A 21990-nucleotide genomic window follows, 5' to 3' on the forward strand; every position below is an offset into this window, starting at 1 on the left:
CCCGCTTTGCAACATCCCGCGCTAACGCCTGCCCGATGCCATCGGCAGGGAGCTAGGATCCACGGTCTCGTAAAAGCGGGCAATGATGTCCCAGGCCTGTTCTGCGGTATCGACGAAATGCACGAGATCGATGTCATTCGGCGCGATCGTGCCGAACTCTGCCAGCGCCTCGAAATTGATGATCGAGCGCCAGAACTTCTCGCCGAAGAGCAAAAGCGGTACGAGCGCCAGGCGCCCCGTCTGCATCAGCGTCATCGTTTCAAACAGTTCGTCGAGCGTTCCGAACCCGCCGGGGAAAACCGCCACCGCCCTGGCGCGCAGCAGGAAGTGCATCTTCCGGATGGCGAAGTAGTGGAAGTTGAACGATAGTTCCGGCGTGACGTAACGGTTCGGCGCCTGCTCGTGTGGCAGAACGATATTGAGGCCGATCGACGGGGCTCCGGCATCTGCCGCGCCGCGATTGCCCGCCTCCATCACGCCCGGGCCGCCGCCGGTGACGACGACGTATTCCTTGTGGCCGAGCTTGGCGGATTGCTCGGAGCACAGCCGGGCGAATTTTCGCGCCTCGGTGTAATAGACCGACGCCGCTTCAAGGTTTCTCCGCTGCGTCTCGTTCTTGGCCGCCCAGGCAGCACCGCCGGGCTCTGGAATACGCGCGCCGCCGAACATGACTACCGTCGAGTTGATGCCACGCTCCGCAAGCATCATCTCGGTCTTCAGCAGCTCGAGCTGCAGGCGAACCGGCCGCAATTCCTCCCGACAAAGGAAATCGTCGTCGACATAGGCCAGACGGTAGGTCGGCGAGGCCGATTGTGGCGTCAGCGGAACGGTCGAGGCGCGCTGCCTGCTTTGCTGGCTGTCCGCCAGCGGATCCCAAACCCCACCCCTGCGTCGCAGGGCGCGCTTTTTCATGCGTCCCATATTTCGTCTTTCCCGTCCATTCCGGACTATGTCCGGATACCTCCTGTTGTGTTTTCCCGGCAATGTGGCGTTTCTCTGCCGGAAACGCGCCCACTTGCCAAGCCCCGTCGCAAAAGCGAAGCCGAAAAGCCTTCGACCTTGCTAGATCAAGCTTCCGCAGCATCCGTTGAAACTCATACGCGACCCGGCAGCTGCGGCACTTCGTACTCTGCGTAACACCTCAAACAGGTTCCGATTCGACGCATTATGCAGTAGAGCTTCAACGATAACCGCCGAACTTTAAGGAATTCCGATGACCAACCACGACCTCGTCTCCCTGTCGCAGACCATCGAAACCGCCTTCGTAGAACGTGAGACGATCAATACAGGCACACGCGGTGCCGTTCGCGATGCTGTGGAAACGGCGCTCAACCTCCTCGACAGCGGCAAAGCGCGAGTCGCCGAGCGCGGCGAGGACGGCACCTGGACGGTCAATCAGTGGCTCAAGAAGGCCGTGCTTCTCTCGTTCCGGCTGAACCCGATGGAACTCGTGAAAGGCGGCCCGGGCGAATCGGTCTGGTGGGACAAGGTGCCCTCGAAATTCGACGGCTGGAGCGTCAACGAGTTCGAGAAGGCCGGCTTCCGCGCCGTGCCGAATTGCGTGGTCCGCCGATCCGCCTATGTCGCGCCGAACGCGGTCCTGATGCCCTGCTTCGTCAATCTCGGCGCCTATGTCGGCGAAGGCACGATGGTCGACACCTGGGCGACCGTCGGTTCCTGCGCGCAGATCGGCAAGAACGTGCATCTTTCCGGCGGCGTCGGGATCGGCGGGGTGCTTGAGCCGATGCAAGCGGGGCCGACTATCATCGAGGACAATTGTTTCATCGGCGCCCGCTCCGAAGTCGTCGAGGGTTGCATCGTCCGCGAGGGCTCGGTTCTCGGCATGGGCGTCTTCATCGGCAAGTCGACCAAGATCGTCGACCGCGCGACCGGGGAAGTGATGTATGGCGAAGTGCCGCCCTATTCGGTCGTCGTCGCTGGCTCCATGCCGTCCGGCTCGACCATGGCAAACGGTCAGCCGGCGCCGAACCTCTACTGCGCCGTCATCGTCAAGCGGGTCGACGAAAAGACCCGCTCGAAAACAGGCATCAACGAACTGCTCCGGGACTGACCATGGCCGAGAAGGGGCGGCCAAGCATGACCTGGCTGTTCTTCAGCCCGTCCGGCCGGATCGGCCGGCTGCCCTTTTTCCTTTCCTGGCTCTTTTGGCTCTTCGCCGGCGGCTTCCTGCTTGCGCAGGTGTTGAAAAACGAGGGGCAGGACGCGCCCCTGGCGCTCTGGACGCTGGCGCTGATCGCTTCCGGTTTCGTGTCCGCCGTCTCACTCGTCATGCTGGCGATCAAGCGCCTGCACGATATCGGCTATCCCGGCCCGCTGGCGCTCTGCCTGTTCATTCCGGTCTTGAGTCCGATCGTCTTCATCGCGCTTTGTCTGTGGCCCGGCAACAAAGGCGCGAACGAATTCGGCGGTGACCGCAACCGCCCAAGGTAACCCATCGAACTTGGGTCGGATTTGCGCTGGCGGTGAGCGGATCAAAGGCTTCGGCGGATATGCAGGTGCAAGGCCTCAGACACTGTACATTCCTGCTCCGAGCGCGTATGTAGCGGCACAATTGAACTGGCCGCGACGTTGGCCGCGGCAATCGACGCCTGATGGCGGCCAAGAGGGCCTGCTCGTCTGTCGGCGCGAAGACCGAATCCGAAAGACGAGACATGACAGAATTCGAAGGGATCGCCCCCGCGATCGCCGAAGCGTTGGCCAAACGCGGCTATGCAACGCTGACACCCGTCCAACAGGCAATGCTCGATCCGGCGATCGAGGACGCGGATGCTCTTGTTTCCGCCCAGACCGGCTCCGGCAAGACCGTGGCCTTCGGCCTGGCGATCGCGCCGACGCTGCTTGGCCAAGTCCGGCAACTCGGTGCGGCCGCGGCGCCGCTGGCGCTGGTCATCGCACCGACGCGCGAATTGGCGCTGCAGGTCAAACGTGAGCTCGAATGGCTCTATGCGCCTGCAGGCGCAACGATCGCCTCCTGCGTCGGCGGCATGGACATCCGCAGCGAGCGGCGCGCGCTGGAGCGCGGCGCCCATATCGTCGTCGGCACGCCGGGACGGCTTTGCGATCATATCCGCCGCGATTCGCTCGACATTTCCGCGCTTCGTGCTGTGGTGCTCGACGAGGCGGACGAGATGCTCGACCTCGGTTTCCGCGAGGACCTGGAGTTCATCCTGGAGTCGGCACCCGCCGAACGCCGCACGCTGATGTTCTCGGCGACAGTGCCGCGTGCGATCGCCACACTTGCCAAGAGCTATCAGCGCGACGCGGTGCGCATCGGCATTGCCTCGGAGCAAAAGCAGCACGGAGATATCGAGTACCGATCCCTGATCGTCTCCCCGGGCGACCGGGAGAACGCCATCATCAACGTGCTGCGCTACCACGAGGCGCGAAACGCAATCGTCTTCTGCTCGACGCGAGCGGCGGTCAACCACCTGACGGCTCGCTTCAACAATCGCGGCTTCTCGGTGGTGGCGCTCTCGGGCGAGCTCAGCCAGAATGAGCGCACCCATGCCCTCCAGGCGATGCGCGACGGACGCGCCCGCGTCTGCATCGCTACCGACGTCGCGGCGAGGGGCATCGACCTTCCAGGCCTGGAACTCGTCATCCACGCCGACCTCCCTAACAATCCTGAAACATTACTGCACCGGAGCGGCCGCACCGGTCGCGCCGGCCAGAAGGGCGTCAGCGCCCTGATCGTGCCGGTCAATCAACGGCGGAAAGCCGAGCGATTGCTGGATGGCGCGCGCATCACCGCGGCCTGGGCAAAGCCTCCGTCGGCCGACGAGGTGACGCGCCGCGACGAGGAGCGCCTTCTCGCCGATGTGGCTTTCGACGAGCCCTTGCACGATGACGAACAGGCAATGGTGCAGGCGCTGATCGACCGACACGGAGCCGAAAAGGTCGCCGCGGCCTTCCTGCGGCAGTTCCGCACCAGCCGCTCCGCGCCGGAGGAGCTTTCCGATGTCTCCATTGAGGAGACTCGCAAGAAGAGCCGGCGTGACGACTCCGTTCCCGCCCGCGACGATGTCGCCGGTCTTCGCCCGGACTTTGCCGATGGGAGCTGGTTCTCGCTCTCCGTCGGCCGAAAACAGAACGCCGAACCGCGCTGGCTGATCCCCATGCTCTGCCGTCATGGCAAGTTGAGCAAACGCGACATCGGGGCGATCCGCATGCAGCCTGAGGAAACCTATGTCGAATTGACCGGCGAAGGAGCCGAGCGCTTTCTTTCCGCGATCGGCCCAAATCGGACGCTGGAAAAGGGCATTCGCGTCAGAACCCTTCAAGGCGCCCCGGATATGTCCGCGCCGCGGGAGGGCAAACCGGATTTCGCGAAGAAGCGGCCGAGGCCTGCTGAGGTTGCGCCGGAGCGCGAGCACAAGGACTTCAAGCCGAAGCGCAAGTTCGAAAAGAAGCCTTCGCAGGCGCAGAATGCGCATCCGGAGAAGCGGGACGAAAAGCCCTGGAGCAACAAGAAGGGCAAACCCGAGGCTAGCAAAGCTGGCGACTTCAAGCCGAAAACCAAACGCAACAACGCCAAGAAACGTCAGGCTTGACCCTCGGCTGACTCGACGCCGCGCGCGAACGCTGTCATGCCGAGCGCGCCAAGTGAGCTGGCCAATCAGGCGCCCTCCATTTGCGATTGCGCCACCACCTTCACCACCCAATCCGCAAAGACACGCAGGCGGCTGCTTAAGTGCCGGTTCGGCGGGTAGACGAGATAGATGGGTGTGGGATCGATCTCCCAATCGGTCAGGACAGGAACGAGTGTTCCGGCGCTGAGGTCATCGCGCACCATGAAGAGCGGCGCCTGGATGATGCCGAAGCCCGCTCGCGCGGCGGCGAGATATGTCGTGGACTCGTTGGCCGCCACCGTATAGCGGCCGTTGACCTCGATCTCCTCGTTGCCGCGCCGAAAATGGAACGGCATCTGCTGACCTGTCTTCGGCAGGAAATAGCCGACGACATAGCAATTCTTCTCGAGATCGGTCGGGTGCTGCGGAACCGCGTGACGCGCGAGAAACTCCCGTGAAGCGCAGGATATGAATTTCATTTCCGTGATGCGGCGCGCAATCAGCGATTGGTCCGTCAGGGTGCCGGCCCGGATGGCGCAGTCGACGTTCTCGGCGAGATAATCGACAGTGCGGTCTGAAACGCCGAGATCGATCTGGATATCGGGGTATCTCTTGTGAAACTCCGGCAGGGCCGGAATGATGATCAGGTTGGCAAACGCGCTCGCCGTTTCCACGCGCAGCCGTCCCTTAGGCAGGCTCTGGGCACTCGAGAGGCTTCCGTCCAATTCGTCAAGGTCGGAAAGGAGGCGTGCGGCGCGCTCGTAATAAAGCGCACCATCCGGTGTGACCAGCACCCGCCGCGTCGTACGGTTCAGGAGCTTGGTCCTCAGGTGCGCCTCCAAACCCTGTATCAGGTTTGTAACCGTGGCCTTCGGCATGTTGAGCGAAGCGGAAGCCCGGGTGAAATTTCCGGTTTCGACAACCCGGAGAAACACGCGCATGGCCGTGAGCTGGTCCATTTTCAATAACCGAATTGTTCGAAATTTCGAATAGTGTAGCCAGATCCCGCGGACTATTCCAAGCGAAAGACAATGCTATGGTGTCAGCGTTGCGGGTTGTCCTCATCTAGGAATTCACCCGCCGCGGAGACAAGACATGGAGACGCATTTTACGGAAAAGATGGTGCAGACGAACCGCGGTGCGTGCTGCGCACGCATCTATCGCGGTGAGTCCTTGCTATCGCCACCCCCGATTGTGCTCCATCTCCACGGCGGAAGCTTCGTTGGAGAATCGGCCGCCGCAGGGGAAAAGGTCGCAAATGCATTGGCAGCTGCCGGTGCCGTGGTCGTTTCGCCCGACTATCCCTCCGCCTGCCTCAACCCGTTCCCGGCAGCGATCGAGACCGCCTATTCAATGCTTTCATCCATGCGCAGCAGCTGCCCTGAGTTCGCGCACAAGAAATCGATGCTGTTCGTCGCGGGCGAGGAAGCGGGCGGCAATATCGCGGCCGGGCTGGCCCTGATGGCGCGCGATCAGTTCCTCACCGATCTGAAGGGGCAGATCCTGCTCTCGCCGCTGCTCGACCCGTGTTTGGCGACGTCCTCGTTCCGCAAGTTCTGTCCGCAGAGCTCGGCGCAGTCGATCGCCGAGGGTTGGCAGCAATATCTCGGCGAGGGGACCGGCCTGACGCATCCATATGCGGCACCCGGCCATTGCACGCGGCTGGGCGGCCTCGTTCCGGCGCTCGTCGTCACCAGCGAGGAATGTCCGATGCGCGACGAGACCGAGGCCTATGCCGATCGCCTGCGTGAAGCCGGCGTTCCTGTCGAGTTGCACGTTCTGGCCGGGCGCGCCGCCTGGATCCCAAGCATTGCCGCCCAGGCAAACTGGGCCGCGCAGGAAAGAATCATCTCAGGCCTTTTCTCCCGCTTCTTCCACGCGGCGGGGGCGAAGCCGATCAAGCAGTAAGCGAGCACAAGAGCCGGCTCCCAACCGGCAAGGAGAAAACATGACATCGACCGTTACCCGCCGGGCCTTGTGGGGCGCCGGCCTCAGTATTCTATTGTCTCTCGCTGGCGGAGCTGCCGTCGTCTTCGGCCTGCCCGCCCGGTCGCAAGCTGATGCCGCAGCCGAGGCGGCGGCACCCGCGGCCGTCCCGGTTTCCGTAGCCAAGGCGGAAACGCGCCGGATCACCACCTGGGAAAGTTTCTCGGGCCGTCTCGAAGCGGTCGAGCGTGTCGAGGTTCTCCCCCGCGTCGGCGGCGCGATCCTGAAAGCGCATTTTCGCGAAGGTGCCCTGGTGAACAAGGGCGATCTGCTCGTCGCGATCGATCCCGAGCCCTATGCCGCTGCCGTCGAGCGGGCCGAGGCGGAGGTCGCGGCGGCCGAGGCGCGGGTCGCACTCGCGAAAACCGAGCTTGATCGCGGCCGTAAGCTCGTTACCACCAGCGCTATCCCCCAAAGCGGGGTCGATCAAAGGCTGAGCGCCTATGACGAGGCGCAGGCGAATGTCCGATCGGCCAAGGCTGCGCTCCGCTCGGCGCGTCTCGATCTGCAATATACGGAAGTTCGGGCGCCGATCACCGGACGCGTCGGTGCGCTCGCGATCACGGCCGGCAATCTCGTTTCCGCCGGTGCTGCTTCGCCGGAGCTGACGACCATCGTTTCCGTCGATCCGATCTATGCGAGCTTCAACGTCAACGAGGAAGTTGTCGCAGCCGCGCTCGCCAAACTTTCCGCTTCGGCCGGAACGGATTCGATCGAGCGCATTCCGGTCCAGATCGGCACCGCCGCCGACGAAGGCACGCCGATCGAAGGCCACATCCAGCTGATCGATAATCAGGTGGATGCGGCGACCGGCACAATCCGACTCCGTGCCGCACTCAAGAATGCCGACGGCCGGCTGATCCCGGGACAATTCGTCCGCATCCGCATCGGCGACCCAGCGCCGGCGGACAAGCTGGTGATCAGCGATCGCGCCATCGGCTCCGACCAGGACAAGAAATTCGTGCTGGTCGTCGGCACGGACAACAAGGTCGAGTACCGGCAGGTGACGCTCGGGCCGACCGCCGAGGGCCTTAGGATCGTCGAAAACGGATTGGCGCCTGGCGAAACCATCGTCGTCAACGGATTGCAGCGCGTCCGCCCTGGCGTCGTCGTCGCGCCGCAGCCGGTGGAACAGGAAACCGCTTCGGTCGCCAAGCCATAGCAACTGCGGCCTTGCCCTCTGGCGAGGCCCTGGAACTGACGTCAAGCCGCAAGCGGAGCGCCGCGGGTGAGGACTATCGCCCGCAGGCACCGTATGCCTCACCTTGTCCCAAGGGGGATGACATGAACTTTTCACGCTTCTTCGTCGACCGTCCGGTCTTCGCGGGCGTTCTCTCCGTGCTGATTTTCGTCGCGGGCCTGATCGGCATGACCGGCTTGCCCATCTCGGAATATCCGGAAGTTGTGCCGCCGCAGATCGTCGTTCGGGCCCAATACCCCGGTGCCAACCCGGCTGTAATCGCCGAAACCGTCGCGACGCCGCTCGAAGAGCAGATCAATGGCGTCGAGGGCATGCTTTACATGCAGAGCCAGGCGACCGCCGACGGGTTGATGACGCTCACCGTCACCTTCGAACTTGGCACCGATCCCGACCAGGCACAGCAGCTCATACAGAACCGGGTCTCGCAGGCCGAACCGCGGCTGCCGGAGGAGGTGCGCCGCCTCGGCGTCACCACCGTGAAGAGCTCGCCCGACCTGACGCTCGTCGTGCATCTGCTCTCGCCGAACGGGCAATACGACATCAACTACCTGCGCAATTACGGTGTCTTGAACGTCAAGGACCGGCTGGCGCGGGTCGAGGGCGTCGGCCAGGTGCAGATCTTCGGCGGCGGAGACTATTCGATGCGCGTCTGGATCGATCCGGAAAAGGCTGCCGAGCGCGGGCTAGCGGCAAGCGATGTCGCCAACGCCATCCGCGGACAGAACGTCCAGGCGGCCGCCGGCGTGATCGGCGCTTCGCCCTCCGTTGCAGGGCTCGACCTGCAGCTCTCCGTTAATGCTCAAGGACGCCTGAGAACCCCGGAGGAATTCGCCGGCATCGTCGTCAAATCCGGTGACAATGGCGAGATCACCCGCCTCGGCGACGTCGCACGCGTTGAAATGGGCGCGGCGGATTACTCGCTGCGCTCGCTGCTCGACAACAAGGCCGCCGTCGGCATGGGCGTTTTCCAGGCCCCCGGCTCGAACGCCATCCAGATCTCGGAAAACGTCCATAAGGTCATGGCCGAACTGAAGCAGACCATGCCGGAGGGCGTCGACTACGAAATCGTCTACGACACGACGCAGTTCGTCCGGGCTTCGATCGAATCGGTCGTGCACACATTGCTCGAAGCTATCGCGCTGGTGGTGCTCGTCGTCATCGTGTTCCTGCAGACCTGGCGCGCCTCGATCATCCCGCTCGTGGCCGTGCCGGTCTCGATCGTCGGCACCTTCGCGGTGATGTATGTCTTCGGCTTCTCGATCAATGCGCTGAGCCTCTTCGGGCTGGTGCTGGCGATCGGCATCGTCGTCGATGACGCGATCGTCGTCGTCGAAAACGTCGAGCGCAACATCGCGCAAGGCCTGTCGCCGGTGCAGGCGACCTATCGCGCCATGCAGGAGGTCTCCGGCCCGATCATCGCCATCGCGCTGGTGCTGGTCGCGGTATTCGTGCCGCTTGCCTTTATCACCGGCCTTACCGGACAATTCTACCGCCAGTTCGCCTTGACCATCGCCATCTCGACGGTGATCTCCGCTTTCAACTCGCTGACGCTGTCGCCGGCCCTCGCCGCGCTTCTCTTGAAGGACCACCATGCGCCGAAGGATCTTCTGACGCGGGTAATGGACAAGCTCTTCGGCTGGTTCTTCCGCGGCTTCAACCGCTTCTTCGGAAGGAGCTCCGAGGCCTACGGCCGGGGCGTCGGCGGCATTCTCACGCGCAAGTCGTTGATCATGGGCCTCTATGTCATCCTGCTTGGTGTGACTTTCGTGCTCTTCCGCGCTGTCCCCGGCGGCTTCGTCCCGGCCCAGGACAAGCAATATCTGATCGGCTTCGCGCAGCTGCCGGATGCGGCGACGCTCGACCGTACGGAGGACGTCATCCGGCGCATGAGCGACATCGCGATGAAGCATCCCGGCATCGAACATGCGATCGCTTTCCCCGGTCTGTCGATCAACGGCTTCACCAACTCCTCCAACTCCGGCATCGTCTTCGTGTCGTTGAAGCCCTTCGAGGAACGCACGACGCCCGAGCTCTCCGGCGGCGCGATCGCCATGCAGCTGAACCAGCAGTTCGGGGCGATCCAGGACGCCTTCATCGCCATGTTCCCGCCGCCCCCGGTACAAGGCCTCGGCACAACGGGCGGATTCAAACTGCAGATCGAGGACAGGAACGGCCTCGGCTATCGGGCACTCGACGATGCCGCCAAGGCCTTCCTGGGCAAGGCGATGCAGGCGCCGGAGCTCGCCGGGCTCTATTCGAGCTATCAGATCAACGTGCCGCAGCTCTATGCCGACCTTGATCGCACCAAGGCGCGCCAGCTCGGCGTGGCGGTGACGGACGTGTTCGAGACGCTGCAGATCTATCTCGGCTCGCTCTACGTCAACGACTTCAACGCTTTCGGCCGCACCTACAGCGTGCGCGTCCAAGCGGATGCGAGCCACCGCAGCCATGCGGATGACATCGGCAAGCTGAAGGTGCGTTCGGCGTCCGGCGAGATGATCCCGCTCTCCGCGCTGCTCAAGGTCGAACAGACGGTCGGCGCCGAGCGGGCGATCCGCTATAATGGCTTCCTCGCCGCCGACATCAATGGCGGTCCTGCTCCGGGCTTCTCCTCGGGCCAGGCACAGGCGGCGATCGAGCGGATCGCGGCGGAGACGCTGCCGCCGGGCATCAGCTTCGAGTGGACGGATTTGACCTATCAGCAGATCCTCGCCGGCAATTCGGGCGTTCTCATCTTCCCGCTGGCACTGCTGCTCGTCTATCTCGTGCTCGCCGCACAGTATGAAAGCCTGATGCTGCCGATCGCGATCATCCTGATCGTGCCGATGGGCATCATGGCAGCGCTCACGGGCGTGTGGCTGACCGGTGGCGACAACAACGTCTTCACCCAGATCGGCCTGATCGTGCTGGTGGGGCTCTCGGCGAAGAACGCGATCCTGATCGTCGAATTCGCTCGCGAGCTCGAGCTCTCCGGCAGGAGCGCCGTCAGCGCCGCAATCGAGGCAAGTCGCCTTCGTCTGAGGCCGATCCTTATGACCTCCATGGCCTTCATCATGGGCGTCGTTCCGCTCGTCACCTCCACAGGTGCAGGTGCGGAGATGCGTTCGGCCATGGGTATCGCAGTCTTCGCCGGCATGATCGGCGTCACCGCCTTCGGCATCTTCATGACTCCGGTCTTCTACGTGCTGATCCGCAAGCTCTCCGGCGAGCGGCCGCTAAAGCACGCGGGAGCCCAGATCGAAGCGCCGCATCTCGCCCCGGGGGAATAGGACACCTCCCCAGACGCGAGCGGGCCAGGCAATTGCCTGGCCCGCTTCTTTCTCACGGAACCGCGGAGTGGTCTCATCACGCGTGACAGCTTGGAACCGATCGGATAAACCAGCAATTCCAGTCCATTGGCCCACCGGCTCCGCAGGCATACCGCTCGATGTTCCCGACCGATCCGATCTCCAATCTCGCCACCCTCATCCGCTGCCCGTCGGTTACCCCGGCCGAAGGCGGCGCGCTCCGGGCGCTCGAAGCCATGCTGGCGCCGCTGGGCTTCAGGGTCGATCGCGTGGTTGCCAAGGAAGCCGGAACGCCGGATGTCGAGAACCTCTATGCCCGGGTCGGAAGCGAAGGGCCGCACCTGATGTTCGCCGGCCATACGGATGTCGTTCCCGTCGGCGACGAGGCCGCCTGGAGCCATGGCCCGTTTTCAGCCGAGATCGCGAATGGCGAGATGTACGGCCGCGGCGCCGTCGACATGAAGGGCGGCATTGCCTGCTTCGTGGCGGCGGTTGCCCGCCACGTCGAAAAGCATGGCCCGCCGAAAGGCTCGATCTCCTTGCTCATCACCGGCGACGAGGAAGGTCCGGCGATCAACGGCACCTCGAAGCTGCTCGAATGGGCGGCAGCCAAAGGCGAGCGCTGGGACGCCTGCCTTGTCGGAGAGCCCACCAACCCCGATCAGCTCGGCGACATGATCAAGATCGGCCGGCGCGGCTCGCTTTCCGGCCGCATCACCGTTCATGGCGTGCAGGGACATGCGGCCTATCCGCATCTCGCCGACAATCCGGTGCGCGGTATCCTGCAGCTTACCGCAGCGCTGATGCACCCGGCCTTCGACCAGGGTACGCAGGATTTCCAGCCTTCCAATCTCGAGGTCACGACGATCGATGTCGGCAATTCAGCCGTCAACGTCATTCCTGCAAAGGCAAGTGCCGCCTTCAACATACGTTTCAACGACGGCTGGACGGCCGAGAGCCTGATGGCGGAGATCGTCGCGCGGCTGGACCGGGCCGCAAAAGACGGCACACTCAGACCCGGCCGGGCGCCCGTCAAGTACGAGATCGTCTGGAACGAGCGGCCGAGCCAGGTGTTCCTGACGCGCGACGATGCGCTGGTCGAGTCGCTTTCCGGCGCGGTCGAAGCCGTCATCGGGCGGCGCCCGCAACTTTCCACCACGGGCGGCACCTCGGACGCGCGCTTCATCAAGGACTATTGCCCGGTGGTCGAATTCGGCCTCGTCGGCCGGACGATGCATATGGTGGACGAGCGCGTCGCGGTGGACGAGCTCGAGACGCTCACCGAGATCTACGGCTCCTTCATCGCCCGCTGGTTCAGACATGCCGTCGCTTGAATTGGTCCTCGCTTACATCAAGGGGCTATGGCTCCTCATTCTCGGCAAGCGCGAGGGCTATGTCTGGCTGGACCTCAGCGAAGGCGGTCTCTGGCGCTCCTTCGCGGCGATCCTCTGGGCACTGCCGGCAATGGTCGTGACCTGGGCCTCCTGGAGGCTCTATTATCTCTCCGCGATGCCGACCGGCACGACTGTCGGCGCAGGCTTCTTCCTGAAGCTCTTCATCGTCGATCTCACAAGTTGGTTGGTGCCGATCCTGCTGATCGTCATCCTTTCGCGGCCCCTCGGCTTTGCCGCTTTCGTGGTGCCGGTGATCGTCACCACCAATTGGCTTTCGGTGCCCCTGTCCTATGCAGCGGCGGTGCCGGCAGCGATCCTGCTGCTTGCGCGCGAAGCCCAGCCCGTGACCGCCTTCCTGTGGTTGATCGTACTCTTTGCCAGCACCGCCCTGCTCTTCCGGCTGCTGCGCACGATCACCGGCAACGAGAACCTGCTCGCGGCGGCTCTAACGGCACTCTTCCTGCTGCCATCGATGATGGTCGGGCAATATCTGCAACATCTCTTCGGCCTGATCCCCGGCTGACGGAGCCTCAATAGTCCACTTGCAGGAAATAGAGCCCCTCCGGCGGCGCGACCGGTCCGCAGGCCTTGCGGTCTCGTGCCTCAAGAGCCGCCGCTAGATCGTCCGGCGTCCACTTGCCCTCCCCAACGAGCTTCAATGAGCCGGCGAAGGAACGAATCTGATTGTGGAGGAAGCTTTGGGCGCTCGCGCGGATCTCGATCAATTCGCCGCCGCGGGTGACGTCCAGCCGGTCGAGCGTCCGCCATGGGCTCGTCGCCTGGCAATGGGCGGAGCGGAACGTGCTGAAATCGTGGTGGCCGACGAGCCGCTGCGCCGCCTCGTGCATCGCCTCATGGTCGAGCACCTTCGGCACCCACCAGGCGCGCCGCGCCTCGAGCGCCAGCGGTGAGCGGCGCGAGATGATCCGATAGAGATAGTGGCGGCGGACGGCCGAGAAGCGAGCGTCGAAACCCGACGGCGCTTCCGTGGCGTCGAGGATTGAGACCCGCTCGCCAGCGAGCGTCAAATGGGCGTTCAGCGCGTTGCGCAGCGTGTGCGCCTTCCAGTCGCGCCCAAGGTCCAGATGCGCCACCTGGCCGATCGCATGGACGCCGGAATCGGTGCGTCCCGCTCCGCGGATAGAGACGGTTTCGCCTGTGAGCGACAAGACCGCCTTCTCGATCGCGCCCTGAACCGAAGGGCCGTTTTCCTGGCGCTGCCAGCCGACATAGTCGGAGCCGTCATACTCGACGGTCAGGCGATAGCGCGGCATATCAGGAGACCCTCGCGCCCGCCGCAACCGGCGTGCCGCGCAGGAATTCCAGCGCAGCGAGCGCCTTGCCGCCTGCGCGCTGCAATCGCGTCAGCCGCACCGCACCTTCGCCGCAGGAGATCGTCAAAGTATCGTCGAGCACGGTACCGGGCTCGCCGGTACCGTCGGCGAGCTCAGAGGTCAGCACCTTGATCCGCTCGACCCGGCCGGCGATCTCCAGTTCGAACCAGGCTCCCGGGACGGGCGACAGCCCGCGAATATGGTTATGCACGTCGCTTGCCGACCGGGTGAAATCGATACGCGTTTCGTCCTTTGTGATCTTGGCCGCGTAGACAACGCCTTCCTCCGGCTGAGGGGTCAGCGTCAATTCGCCGGTCTCGAGCTTCGTCATCGCCTCCTTCATCAGCGCTGCCCCGACATGCATCAGCCTGTCGTGCAACTCACCGGCCGTCATCGCTTTGCCGATCGTCACGCACTTCGTCAGTGCAACCGGGCCGGTGTCCAGCCCCTTATCCATCTTCATCACCATCATGCCGGTCTCGCTGTCCCCGGCCATGATCGCGCGCTGGATCGGTGCGGCGCCCCTCCAGCGCGGCAGGAGGGAGGCGTGACCATTGTAGCAGCCGTAGCGAGTGCCCGTGAGGATCTCCTCCGGCAGCAACAGCCCATAGGCGACGACGACCGCCACATCCGCATCGAAGTCGCGGAAGGACTGCCGGTCGGCCGGCTGCTTGAAGTTGGCGGGTGTCAACACCGGGATGCCCAGGAGCTCGGCCGCCTGATGCACCGGAGACTTCGTAAGATCGAGGCCGCGCCGGCCGCCGGGACGCGGCGGCTGCGTATAGGTGGCAACGATCTCATGGCCAGCCTCGGCGAGCGCTCGAAGCGTCGGTACCGAGAATTCGGGCGTGCCCATGAAGATGATGCGAAGTGTCAAGGCGGTGAACTCCGTCTTTTTCGAATGCCCGGACCGGCCAGGCCGAACCCCGGCTGTCCGCGCCAAGAACCCTCGGCTCGTCAGATCGCGTGGCTTCCCCGCATCTTGGCGGCCTTGGTGAATTTGCGAATCACCATATCGCGCTTGAGCTTGGAGATATGGTCGATGAAGAGAACGCCGTTCAGGTGATCGATCTCGTGCTGCAAGCACGTGGCGAGCAGCCCATCGGCCTCGACGGCCTGCTTCTTGCCTTCACGATCGAGATACTCGACGGTGATCGCGGCCGGCCGCTCGACCTCGGCATAATAGTCGGGAATCGACAGGCAGCCTTCCTCGTAGACCGAGCGCTCGTCGGAAGAGCGGACGATCTCAGGGTTGATGAAGACGAGCGGCCTTCTCTCCTCGCTTTCCTTTGTGACGTCGAGCACGAGAAGGCGCTTCGGCACGCCGATCTGGATGGCCGCCAGGCCGATGCCGGGCGCATCATACATGGTCTCGAGCATATCGTCGGCGAGACGTCGGACATCGTCGTCTATCGCCTCCACCGGCGTCGATACCTGGCGCAGTACGGGATCGGGAAGAATGATGAGCGGCTTGATCGTCATGCCGCTCCCATAGCCGATCTTTCCGCCCGGGTGCAAGGAAATTACCGACGCGAAATCGCAAGCCTTCGGTAGCGCAACTCAATATGTCCGTTCTCGTTTTGATCTGTCCTTCGGGAGCGAATCTGTTAGGCTGCAGCCATGGAGCCCCTCGCCTTTTCCTTCGACCAGCCGCTATTTCAACTCGCCAGCCTGCCCATCACGGCAGGCCACCTCGTCGCCGCAGCCGCCTTGCTGATGGCGCTTGTCGCCATCGCGGCTGGCCGCCGCGCCCGTTCGCTGCGCATCGACGAGCGCGACGGGCAGATCTCGGCGCTGCTTGCCGCCCAGACCGAGCTGCAGGGGCGAATCGCGACGATGGCCGAGGTGTTCGGCGCCCGACAGGCCGAGCTCAATCAAACACTTAGCCAACGTATCGACGGCATGACGCACCGGATTGGCGCCTCGATCAGCGAGCAGACCAAAGCGACGCATGAGAATCTCCGGCGTCTGCAGGAGCGGCTGGCCGTCATCGACAGCGCCCAGAACAACATCCAGGCGCTCGCCAAGGACATGGCCGGGTTGCAGAACATCCTTTCCAACAAACAGACGCGTGGCGCCTTCGGCCAGTCGCGCATGGAGGCGATCGTCGCAGACGGCCTGCCGATCAGCGCTTACACTTTCCAGGCCACGCTTCCAAACGGCGCCCGCCCAGACTGCATCATCCGCATGCCAAACGGCCAGCCGCCGCTCGTCATCGACGCGAAGTTTCCGCTCGAATCCTGGAACTCCATGCGCGACGCGCCGGACGCCGACCGGCGTCAGCAGGCTGCGCAAGCCTTCCGCCGCGACATGGAGGTGCATGTGCGCGATATTGCCAGCAAGTATCTCTTGCCCGGCGAAACGCAGGAGACCGCTTTCCTCTTCGTTCCGTCGGAATCGATCTTCGCCGAAATCCACGAGCACTTCGAGGCCTTGGTGCAGAAGGCGCATCGCCAGCGTATCGTCATCGTCTCGCCTTCGCTCCTGCTGCTCTCGATCCAGGTCATCCAGGCGATCCTCAAGGATGCGCGCATGCGCGAGCAGGCGCATCTGATCCAAGGCGAGGTGATACGGTTGATGGAGGACCTGTCGCGTCTGGATGAACGCGTGCGCAAGCTCCAGGGCCACTTCGCCATGGCGCAGAAGGATGTCGACGAAATCCTGATCTCGTCGAACAAGCTGACGCGCCGCGGCGCCAGGATAGAGACGCTGGAAATGGAGGCCACAGCGCCGCCCGGGCCGAGCGAGAAAGGTGAGCGAGCAGTCGACAATCGCATGGGCCAGTTGAAGCTCAGGGTGGTTGACGAGGACTGACGCAGTCGGGCACTCTCCGGCAAATTCTGCGAGCCGACGGGACACCTCGAAATGATCACTGTTCTTGGATCCATCAACATGGATCTGATCGCCACGACCGCACGCCTGCCGAAGCCCGGCGAAACCGTTGCCGGATCCGGCTTCTCTACCGCCGCAGGCGGCAAGGGTGCGAACCAGGCGCTGGCGGCGCGACGCGCAGGCGCCGCCGTGCGCATGGCCGGCGCCGTCGGATCCGACAGCTTCGCAGAGGGAGCGCTTGCACTGCTCAGCGAGGCGGGCGTCGACCTCGGCCTCACCAAGACCGTGGATGCTCCGACCGGTACGGCTCACATCATTGTTGGCGGCGATGGCGAGAACGTCATCGTCGTCGTGGCGAGCGCCAACGCGACGGTGAGCGAGAGTGACGCCGCTGCCGCCGTCGAGGCGATGTCGCCCGGGGATACACTAATGCTTCAGCTCGAAATTCCGGGTGTTTCGGTCAAAAAGGCGCTTGACGATGCACGGCGCCGGGGTATCCGCTCCGTCATCAATATCGCGCCACTGACCCCCGATGCTGCCCGCCTCGGCCGCATGGCCGACATCGTCATCGCCAATGAGACCGAGTTCGAACTCCTTGCCGGCAAGAGCGGCATCGCTGCCGCCGATCGGGAAGAGGCAATGAAGGCACTTCACGCCGAAACCGGGCAGACCGTTATCGTCACCCTCGGCGCCGAGGGCGTGGTGGCGATCCATGAAGGCAAGCTCCACCGGGCGAAGGGGGTCACGATCGAGCCGGTCGATACGGTCGGGGCCGGCGACACCTTCTGCGGCTATCTGGCTGCAAGCCTCGATGCGGGGCTTTCCTTCCCCGATGCGCTTCGCCGCTCGGCGGTCGCGGGCTCGCTCGCCTGCCTCAAGCCAGGCGCGCAGCCCTCCATTCCGCTCGCAACTGAGGTCACCGCCCTCCTCTGACGATCGACCGGAATTAGCGCCGCTTCGCGATACGAACAGTGAATGTCGCAGCAACGACACTCGTCGCGCAGAATTCGCCAGAACTCCCAGTAAACGCCTGAAATGTTGGGCGTATCTTAATCTTTGATCGTCTATCCAAATGGCGAAACTGCCGGTCGCGTGGTCATCGGCTGTCTCCTTCTGCCGGTCGGCATCTGGCGCCCCATGACGGGGCCTTCACCCAAAATATCGGAATGCGTGACGCCGCGGGTAGCGCCTGCGGACCTCCAGATAGGCGAGGATTTCATGTTCAAGTTCCATGCCAAATCGCTGGCGACCAAGTTGATTGCAGTGACGGGCGGCACGATTGCCCTGGTGCTGCTTGCGTCGAATTTTGTTCTCATCTCCCAGACCCAAGACCGCGTGGAAACGCTCGTCTTCGAAGGCGCGCAAGCGGAAGCGCAAGCGATTGCCTCGGACATTGCCGGCAGCGTCGGTGAACTTGCCGCTGCGGCACGCACCATGTCCGGCGTTCTCGGGCGCGGCCATACGGGGAAATCCATCGATCGCCCAGGCGCCATCAACCTGTTGAAGGCGAATCTGGACCAGCATGAATTCGCTTTCGGCAGTTGGTTCGCCGAGGAAATCAAGGCCTTCGATGGGCGGCAGGAGGAGGTTGCCAACAACAAGGAACTCGGCGCCAACGATGCAGGCGTCTTCACGCCCTACTGGTCAAAGAACCGCGATGGCGAGGCGCAATTCTCGACCTTCGGCGCGGACTATACCGCCGAGTGGTACGCACTCGCCGCCAAGAGCGGCAAGGGCGCGATCACCCAGCCCTATCTTGCGGAAGGAACGGATGTACCGACCACGATGACATCGATCGCCTATCCGGTGATTTCGGGCGGCAAGATGATCGGCGTCTCGGGGGTCGACATCTCGCTCGCCTCCCTGGCCGATCGGCTCGGAAAGCTCAAGCCCTTCGGCTCCGGCCGCGTCTATCTCTTGTCGCAGGCCGGCAAGTGGCTTGCCGCGCCAATCCCCGAACTGCTCATGAAGGATTATGAGGGCGCAGGCGCGGACCTGATCAAGAACGCCCTGTCCTCGGGCACTTCGGGAATGATCAGGGATCTGACCTATGACGGAAACGAGCCCTTCGATCGTGTCGTCTATCCCTTCAGTCTTCCCAATGTGAATGCGAACTGGGTCGTGCTCGTGGACGTGCCGCGCACAGTCATCAACGCACCGGTCAACGACCAGACTTACATGATGATCCTCGGAGGCCTCGTCGTTCTTGGCGCAGTGCTCGCCGGACTCTACCTTGCCGTCCGGCGCTTCGTACAGAAGCCGCTCTCCACGCTTGTGGCCGATGTCGAGAGGCTCGGCAGCGGCGATTATGAAAACCCGATCTCCGGCCAAGACCGCGTCGACGAAACAGGCCAGGTCTCCAAGGCGCTCGAAGGCTTCCGTCACCGGCTTGCAGACGCCGGGCGCCTGGAAAACGAAGCGCGCCACGAGCGCGAGCAGGCGGAACGCCAACGCAGCCGTTCCGAAAGCGAGCGATCCGAAATCAGCGCGCTGCAGCGCGACATCGTCGCGCGCCTCGGCAAGGGCCTCTCGCATCTCGCCTCCGGCGACCTCGCTTTTCGGATTGCGGATGAATTCCCCGGCGAATACGCGCAGTTGAAGCGAGATTTCAACGGCGCGATGGAGAGCCTCGAAGAGACGATCCGCACCGTGAACCAGTCGGTCGTCAACATCGGCAGCGGTACCGGCGAGATCTCCAGCGCCGCCAATGACCTGTCGCAGCGCACTGAGCAGCAGGCGGCGAGCCTCGAGGAAACGGCCGCGGCGCTCGACGAACTGACTTCGCAGGTCAACGCCAGCGCCGACAACGCCAAGGTCGCCGCGAAATCGGTCGAACTCGCCAGCAGCGATGCCGAGCAGTCGGGCGAAGTCGTGCAGAAAGCAATTGCCGCAATGCACGGCATCGAGCAGTCCTCGCACGAGGTGAGCCGCATCATCGGCGTCATCGACGAGATTGCCTTCCAGACCAATCTTCTGGCGCTCAATGCCGGGGTCGAGGCGGCACGCGCCGGGGAAGCGGGCAAGGGCTTCGCGGTCGTCGCGCAGGAAGTCCGAGAGCTCGCGCAGCGATCGGCGAACGCCGCCAAGGAGATCAAGACGCTGATCAGCACCTCCGCGGATCAGGTGCGCGAAGGCGTCGACCTCGTTGGCAAGGCGGGCGGGGCGCTGAAGAAGATCTCCGAGCAGGTCGTCGAGATCAACGGCCTTATCCGCCAGATCTCGGGCTCCGCCTCCGAACAGGCGGTCGGGCTCAGGGAGATCAATACGGCCGTCAACCAGATGGATCAGGTGACGCAGCAGAACGCCGCCATGGTCGAGGAGACGACGGCGGCCAGCATGGCGCTGAACGAGGAAGCCCAGGCGCTCAGTGCACTCGTCTCCCGCTTCCGCCTTCCGGAGCGAGAACCGACACAGGCTGCCACCGACCGACTGCGTGGCGCAGCAGCGCGGATGCGGTCAGCCGAAGTCCACGCCTCCCGTCCGGCCGCCGCCACGGAGAGCCGGCCGGTGCGCGGCAGCGGCTATTCCCCGCCGAAGCAGCGCGTGCTCGTCCAGGGCGCCAATGCGCTTGCGGGGAGCGATTGGGAGGAGTTCTGAGCTGGCAGCGCTTGATATCTGCAGAAATACCCCTCCCCTCAAGGGGGAGGGGCTTGGTGCTCGCGGCAATTCCAGCAACGCCCATGACTTGGCTTAGCGTCTGCCAGAAAAGACAGGGTCGCCGGAGACGTTGCGGCAGGTTAGGCACCTCCCCCTTGTGGGAAAAATGCACGCCACGGCTTCACTCTAAATGCGCGAAAGACGCTCCGTCAGCAGATCGAAGAATCCCTCATCGTCGACATGCCGCATCACCTTGGCATTGTGTTTGCGGCCGGTGACCTGCCACCAGTCGACGACGGTCATGCCGGTGGTGAGGGCCGACGTCGTTTCGATCTCGACATTGCAGTCGCGGCCGGTGAAGAGCTCGGGCCGCAGAAGATAGGCGATCACCGTCGGATCGTGCAGCGGTCCGCCATCGGTACCGTATTTTTCGATATCGAAACGCTCGAAAAATTCGAGCATCTCCGCGAGCGCGACCGCCGCCGGGCTGCCGATGGCGCGGATCTTCTCCACCCTCGCCTTGTGGGTGAGCACGCGATGCGTGACATCGAGCGGCATCATCACGATTGGAATTCCGGAACGAAAGACGATCTCGGCGGCTTCCGGATCGACATAGATGTTGAATTCAGCCGCGGGCGTGATATTGCCGCCTTCGAAGAAGCCGCCCCCCATCATCACCAGTTCCCGAACCCGCGGCGCGATCTCCGGCGCCTTCGTGAGCGCGAGCGCTATATTGGTGAGCGGGCCGAGCGTCGAGAGCGTCACCGCACCCGGCGTTTCGGTCTTGAGCGTCTCGATGACGAAATCGACCGCATGCTGCTCCTGGAGCGGCATCGTCGGCTCGGTGAGTTCGGGGCCGTCGAGCCCGGTCTTGCCATGAACATGCTCGGCGGTGATCAGCGGGCGCGCGACCGGCCGCTCGGCGCCGGCGAAGACCTTCACGTCCGTCCTGTTGCAGAGCTCGCAGACGATCCGCGCGTTGCGGGCTGTCAAAGTGAGCGGCACGTTGCCGGCAACGGTGGTGATGCCGAGGACGTCGATCTCTTCAGGACTGCCGAAGGCAAGCATGATCGCGGCGGCATCGTCCTGCCCGGGGTCCGTGTCGATGATGATCTTTCTCGCGCTTGACACTTGCCTTTCTCCTGTCAGCCGGGTGTTCGCTGGGTCGTCGGGGCCATATTTTTCGACTGCCGCTCGGAAGCCCGGAGAGGACTATGATTTGCAGGGGCCGCGGAGGCAAGCCGCTTGCACTCGTTGCACACAGCTACCATATTGCTTGCCAGGATGCTGCTTGGCAGGTCCGAAAAGATGGTCGCTTGAGCTTGCAAGGACTTGGGAATGAGCAGAATTACGCCTTTTACCAGCCCGCTCCTGGTGGGGTTCGACAGCATGGAAAAGACCCTTGAGCGCATAGCCAAGGCGAACGACGGTTACCCACCCTACAACATCGAACGGATTCGGGGCGGAGGCACTGCCGATGCGCCGGAACGCCTGCGCATCACGCTGGCCGTCGCCGGATTTTCCGAAGACGATCTCGATGTGACGACGGAGGAAAATCAGCTCGTGATCAGGGGGCGGCAGATCGATACGGGCGAGAAGGATTATCTCCATCGCGGTATTGCCGCCCGGCAGTTCCAGCGCACCTTCGTCCTTGCCGACGGCATGCAGGTGCTCGGCGCGGAACTCCGCAACGGCCTGCTGTCAGTCGACCTCGTGCGGCCAGAGCCCGTTCGAATGGTAAAGAAAATTAACATTTCAGTCCCAGAATAG

Annotated in this window: 18 protein-coding genes; 12 read left to right on the top strand and 6 right to left on the bottom strand. The window is 63.6% G+C overall.

The window, feature by feature from the left end; translation table 11 throughout:
- Window positions 1-21 precede the first annotated feature (21 nt).
- On the bottom strand, window positions 22-921 hold the full coding sequence (locus J2Z31_RS11320) for an LOG family protein (RefSeq protein WP_209601977.1): 900 nt from the start codon (window positions 919-921) through the stop codon (window positions 22-24).
- A 292-nt stretch (window positions 922-1213) separates the two neighbouring features.
- On the opposite strand from J2Z31_RS11320, the gene dapD reads away from it, so the two are divergent.
- The 3 genes from dapD to J2Z31_RS11335 all read left to right on the top strand — a co-directional run bounded on the left by dapD (window position 1214) and on the right by J2Z31_RS11335 (window position 4571).
- Window positions 1214-2071: a 2,3,4,5-tetrahydropyridine-2,6-dicarboxylate N-succinyltransferase gene (gene dapD, locus J2Z31_RS11325; protein WP_209601978.1), complete on the top strand. Its 858-nt coding sequence runs from the start codon at window positions 1214-1216 to the stop codon at window positions 2069-2071.
- 2 nt (window positions 2072-2073) lie between these two features.
- A complete protein-coding gene (locus J2Z31_RS11330; RefSeq protein ID WP_209601979.1) occupies window positions 2074-2451 on the top strand; it encodes a DUF805 domain-containing protein in 378 nt (125 codons plus the stop codon).
- A gap of 221 nt (window positions 2452-2672) precedes the next feature.
- Window positions 2673-4571: a DEAD/DEAH box helicase gene (locus tag J2Z31_RS11335; RefSeq protein WP_209601980.1), complete on the top strand. Its 1899-nt coding sequence runs from the start codon at window positions 2673-2675 to the stop codon at window positions 4569-4571.
- Window positions 4572-4636: 65 nt separating this feature from the next.
- Here the strand turns inward: J2Z31_RS11335 and J2Z31_RS11340 are convergent, their stop codons facing one another.
- On the bottom strand, window positions 4637-5548 hold the full coding sequence (locus tag J2Z31_RS11340; RefSeq protein WP_209601981.1) for a LysR family transcriptional regulator: 912 nt from the start codon (window positions 5546-5548) through the stop codon (window positions 4637-4639).
- 136 nt (window positions 5549-5684) lie between these two features.
- Here J2Z31_RS11340 and J2Z31_RS11345 point away from each other — a divergent pair, with 136 nt between their 5' ends.
- The 5 genes from J2Z31_RS11345 (at window position 5685) to J2Z31_RS11365 (ending at window position 12980) form a co-directional block, all read left to right on the top strand.
- Window positions 5685-6497, top strand: coding sequence for an alpha/beta hydrolase (locus J2Z31_RS11345; protein WP_209601982.1), 813 nt, complete (start codon window positions 5685-5687; stop codon window positions 6495-6497).
- A gap of 40 nt (window positions 6498-6537) precedes the next feature.
- A complete protein-coding gene (locus J2Z31_RS11350; RefSeq protein ID WP_209601983.1) occupies window positions 6538-7737 on the top strand; it encodes an efflux RND transporter periplasmic adaptor subunit in 1200 nt (399 codons plus the stop codon).
- Between the two features lie 122 nt (window positions 7738-7859).
- Window positions 7860-11045 (top strand): efflux RND transporter permease subunit, encoded by a 3186-nt coding sequence (locus J2Z31_RS11355; RefSeq protein ID WP_209601984.1) that lies wholly within the window; start codon window positions 7860-7862, stop codon window positions 11043-11045.
- Window positions 11046-11203: 158 nt separating this feature from the next.
- Window positions 11204-12397, top strand: a complete 1194-nt coding sequence (gene dapE, locus J2Z31_RS11360; protein ID WP_209601985.1) for a succinyl-diaminopimelate desuccinylase — start codon at window positions 11204-11206, stop codon at window positions 12395-12397.
- Window positions 12384-12980, top strand: a complete 597-nt coding sequence (locus tag J2Z31_RS11365) for a hypothetical protein (RefSeq protein ID WP_209601986.1) — start codon at window positions 12384-12386, stop codon at window positions 12978-12980. The genes dapE and J2Z31_RS11365 overlap by 14 nt, the downstream gene beginning before the upstream one ends.
- A gap of 7 nt (window positions 12981-12987) precedes the next feature.
- Here the strand turns inward: J2Z31_RS11365 and truA are convergent, their stop codons facing one another.
- The 3 genes from truA to def all read right to left on the bottom strand — a co-directional run bounded on the left by truA (window position 12988) and on the right by def (window position 15273).
- The gene (gene truA / locus J2Z31_RS11370) at window positions 12988-13731 is read right to left on the bottom strand and encodes a tRNA pseudouridine(38-40) synthase TruA (protein ID WP_209601987.1); all 744 of its coding nucleotides are present in this window, start codon (window positions 13729-13731) and stop codon (window positions 12988-12990) included.
- Window position 13732: 1 nt separating this feature from the next.
- Window positions 13733-14668, bottom strand: coding sequence for a methionyl-tRNA formyltransferase (gene fmt / locus J2Z31_RS11375; protein WP_209601988.1), 936 nt, complete (start codon window positions 14666-14668; stop codon window positions 13733-13735).
- Between the two features lie 80 nt (window positions 14669-14748).
- The gene (gene def / locus J2Z31_RS11380; RefSeq protein WP_209601989.1) at window positions 14749-15273 is read right to left on the bottom strand and encodes a peptide deformylase; all 525 of its coding nucleotides are present in this window, start codon (window positions 15271-15273) and stop codon (window positions 14749-14751) included.
- A 138-nt stretch (window positions 15274-15411) separates the two neighbouring features.
- Between def and J2Z31_RS11385 the strand changes: the two genes are divergently transcribed.
- The 3 genes from J2Z31_RS11385 to J2Z31_RS11395 all read left to right on the top strand — a co-directional run bounded on the left by J2Z31_RS11385 (window position 15412) and on the right by J2Z31_RS11395 (window position 20220).
- Window positions 15412-16605 (top strand): DNA recombination protein RmuC, encoded by a 1194-nt coding sequence (locus tag J2Z31_RS11385; protein WP_209601990.1) that lies wholly within the window; start codon window positions 15412-15414, stop codon window positions 16603-16605.
- A gap of 51 nt (window positions 16606-16656) precedes the next feature.
- The gene (locus J2Z31_RS11390; RefSeq protein ID WP_209601991.1) at window positions 16657-17556 is read left to right on the top strand and encodes a ribokinase; all 900 of its coding nucleotides are present in this window, start codon (window positions 16657-16659) and stop codon (window positions 17554-17556) included.
- Between the two features lie 285 nt (window positions 17557-17841).
- Window positions 17842-20220, top strand: coding sequence for a methyl-accepting chemotaxis protein (locus tag J2Z31_RS11395; RefSeq protein WP_209601992.1), 2379 nt, complete (start codon window positions 17842-17844; stop codon window positions 20218-20220).
- 186 nt (window positions 20221-20406) lie between these two features.
- Here J2Z31_RS11395 and J2Z31_RS11400 read toward each other — a convergent pair whose 3' ends face one another.
- Window positions 20407-21351 (bottom strand): nucleoside hydrolase, encoded by a 945-nt coding sequence (locus J2Z31_RS11400; protein ID WP_209601993.1) that lies wholly within the window; start codon window positions 21349-21351, stop codon window positions 20407-20409.
- Window positions 21352-21558: 207 nt separating this feature from the next.
- Here J2Z31_RS11400 and J2Z31_RS11405 point away from each other — a divergent pair, with 207 nt between their 5' ends.
- Window positions 21559-21990 (top strand): Hsp20 family protein, encoded by a 432-nt coding sequence (locus J2Z31_RS11405; RefSeq protein ID WP_209601994.1) that lies wholly within the window; start codon window positions 21559-21561, stop codon window positions 21988-21990.

The organism is Sinorhizobium kostiense (genome assembly GCF_017874595.1).
Lineage (GTDB): Bacteria > Pseudomonadota > Alphaproteobacteria > Rhizobiales > Rhizobiaceae > Sinorhizobium > Sinorhizobium kostiense.